A 2,626-nucleotide genomic window follows, 5' to 3' on the forward strand; every position below is an offset into this window, starting at 1 on the left:
AGCCCCGAGATGTCTTCGCCCCGCAGGCGCACCCGGCCTTCGGTCGGCCGCGCCAGACAGCCGACGATGGTCAGCAAGGTGGTCTTGCCGGAGCCGCTGGGACCGCGCAGCGCCGTGACCTTGTTGGCCTCGATGTCCAGATCGATGCCGTCGAGCGCCCAGTACTCGTTGTCGCGGCCCTGGTTGAAGGCCTTGCGGATATTGTTCAACTCGATCATCTCAGCCCCGCATCACCGAATCCGGGTCCGTGATCGCCGCTTTCCAGATCGGCACCAGCACCGCCGCCGCGTAGGGCACGACGGTGAAGAAGAACAGCGTCGCCACCTGCACGCCGTCGATGTGCGGCGTCAGCTGGAAGCGCGGATAGAGCACCGCCCAGCCCTTCAGCACCGGCTCGAACAGCGAGGCAGCGAAATGGAACACATGCACGTAGGCGGCGACAAATCCGGCGAGGAACGCCGTCAGCGAAATCAGCAGGCCTTCCCAGAATTTCATCTTGATCACGTCGCCGGTTTCCCAGCCGATGGCCTTGAGGATGCCGATCTCGCGCTTCTCCTCGGCCGAGAGGCCCGAGGCCTTTTCCCAGGCGAGGATGCCGAAGGCGAGGATGGCGGCGGAGAGCAGCGCCAGCACGATGCCTTCGCGCCAGTCGAAGATCGAGGCATAGGTGCGCAGCACTTCGTCGCGCAGGATCGGCCGCGCGTCGGGCAGCGCGGCAGCGAGCTTGATCGCGACGTTGCGTACTTCCTGCGGATTGGCCACCGCGAGGGCGATGTCGGTGTAATGGCCGGCGGGGTAGTCGAAGAAGGCACGGAAGTTCTGCTCGCTCATCAGCACCAGGTCGGCGCTGACCAGTTCCGAGGCCTGCGGCAGGACATCGGCGACGATGAAGGTGTGCAGCTTGCCCGAGTAGGAGCGGAAGGATATGCCGTTGTTTTTGGCCAGCCCGCGCGAGCGTTCCAGCGCCGGGCCGACGATGATTTCCCCGGCGGCCGGCGCGCCTTCGGCCGGCACCATGAAGGTGTAGTTGGCCTTGGTCACCGCGTCGTAGTAGTAGCCCCAGAGGCGGCCTTCCATTTTCTGCACGCCCCGGATGCGGCCGATCCTTTCCATGTAGCCGGGCGGAATCAGGTCGTGGCGCCCCGCCACCATGCGCTGCACGATCACTTCGGGCGAGGCCGCCAGAACGCGGGCCGCTTCCTGGCGCAGGGCGTGGGTGTAGAGCGTGACCGAGGACAGCATGAACACCAGCAGTGTGTAGACCGCCAGCAGGCCGAGGTTGCGCGTCTTGCGCCGCGCCAGCGAAGCCAGCGTGAAGTCAATCAAGTAGCGCTGTTTTGCTAGCCAGAGCTTCATTTCGCGCCGCCCTCTTCACTGGTCGCCGTATCCCCGGCGCCGACTCTTGCGAGGCTGGCCGGCGGCGCGATCAGGGAACCGGTGGGGAAATGCTCGAGCGCCAGCGGATGATCCTGGAATGCCGAATGCAGATCGGCCTGCGAAGGATGCCGCGTGTAGCGCGCCTCGGTGAACAGCGCGAGGTCGGTCAGGCGCAGTTGCCCGACGAGGCGCGTGCGCTCGGCCTCGTCGGGCCCGGCCGCCGCACGCAGGCGTGCGGCATCGGCGAAACAGAGCGCGAAGGCGCAGCCGCCGGCGGCCAGCAGCAGCAAGGCGCGATCGGCGGGACGCATCACAGCAGTTTCCTCACGGTTGCCACCACCTTGTCCGTGGCGACGCCCAGCGGCAGCAGCTCCGCGACCTGGCCGTCGGGACCGATGACGAACGTCTGCGAGCTGTGATCCACGGCGTAGCCGCCGTCGGGACGCGTCGGCTGCCGCACGTAACCCACGCCGAAGGACTTGGCGATGGCGACTGTCTGCGCCGCCGTGCCGACGGCGCCGATCATCGCCGGGTGGAAATAGGCGACGTATTCCTTGAGCCTGGCCGGCGTATCGCGTTCGGGGTCGACCGAAATCATGATCATCCGCGTCCTCGCCCGCTCCGCCGGCGTCAGGGCATTGAGCGCCGCGGCGCCCGCCGCCATCGACATCGGGCAGATGTCGGGACAATTGACGTAGCCGAAATAGACCAGCAGGACGTTGCCACGCAACGCCTTGGTGTCGACCGGGCCGTTTGCGCTTTGCAGGACGAAATCGCCGCCGCCCGGGCGCGCGACCAAGACCCGTTCTCCGGTGCCGGAATCCGAACAGCCAGCGAGGAGTGCAATCGCGAGGGCAGCGGCCAAGCCGCGCAAGAGGAAGCTCACGGGGTTCATTTCATTCGCTTTCCGCGCCATTTTAAAGGCAGCAAAGCCGACGCGACGGACGAGCGCCCACCGGCCTGGGCGGGCGGCCCGGAAACACGGAGGCAGATCGTCGGATTAGACGCGGTTCGCGGCGCGCATCAAGGCGCCGCGCAGGGCGATCGTCAGGCTCGAACCGAGGCCGATGCGCTGGGCCACGGCCGGCAGGATGATCAACGATGCCAGAGCGAAACCCGCGCCGAGCAGCAAGGAGCCCATTTCGCCTTTGCCGGCCGCCGTATCCTGAGCGTTCTGTGTCATCGGGTATCTCCCTCAAGTCGATTCGCGTATGAGGAATCATAGAACGTCGTATTGGGCCCGCCGTGC

General features: G+C 66.5%; 5 protein-coding genes. All 5 read right to left on the reverse strand.

Annotation, left to right across the window (positions count from 1 at the left end):
* Positions 1–218 (reverse strand): ATP-binding cassette domain-containing protein (locus WC493_RS23425; protein WP_373069094.1); only part of this gene is annotated, 218 nt, incomplete at its 3' end.
* A 1-nt stretch (position 219) separates the two neighbouring features.
* Positions 220–1,356, reverse strand: coding sequence for an ABC transporter permease (locus WC493_RS23430; protein WP_373069096.1), 1,137 nt, complete (start codon positions 1,354–1,356; stop codon positions 220–222).
* Positions 1,353–1,688, reverse strand: a complete 336-nt coding sequence (locus WC493_RS23435; protein WP_373069098.1) for a hypothetical protein — start codon at positions 1,686–1,688, stop codon at positions 1,353–1,355. The genes WC493_RS23430 and WC493_RS23435 overlap by 4 nt, the downstream gene beginning before the upstream one ends.
* Positions 1,688–2,272 (reverse strand): SCO family protein, encoded by a 585-nt coding sequence (locus WC493_RS23440; protein WP_373069100.1) that lies wholly within the window; start codon positions 2,270–2,272, stop codon positions 1,688–1,690. Before WC493_RS23440 ends, WC493_RS23435 begins: the two co-directional genes overlap by 1 nt.
* A 105-nt stretch (positions 2,273–2,377) precedes the next feature.
* Entirely contained in the window at positions 2,378–2,560 is a 183-nt protein-coding gene (locus tag WC493_RS23445) for a hypothetical protein (protein WP_373069102.1), read from the reverse strand.
* Positions 2,561–2,626: the final 66 nt, after the last annotated feature.

Origin of the sequence: Zavarzinia sp., assembly GCF_041650655.1 — a bacterium.
Taxonomy (GTDB): domain Bacteria; phylum Pseudomonadota; class Alphaproteobacteria; order Zavarziniales; family Zavarziniaceae; genus Zavarzinia.

What these genes read in the sequence shown, in the direction of transcription:
- WC493_RS23440 (WP_373069100.1), bottom strand. Translation starts at nt 2,272, where the DNA reads ATGAACCCCGTGAGCTTCCTCTTGCGCGGCTTGGCCGCTGCCCTCGCG.
- WC493_RS23435 (WP_373069098.1), bottom strand. Translation starts at nt 1,688, where the DNA reads ATGCGTCCCGCCGATCGCGCCTTGCTGCTGCTGGCCGCCGGCGGCTGC.
- WC493_RS23445 (WP_373069102.1), bottom strand. Translation starts at nt 2,560, where the DNA reads ATGACACAGAACGCTCAGGATACGGCGGCCGGCAAAGGCGAAATGGGC.
- WC493_RS23430 (WP_373069096.1), bottom strand. Translation starts at nt 1,356, where the DNA reads ATGAAGCTCTGGCTAGCAAAACAGCGCTACTTGATTGACTTCACGCTG.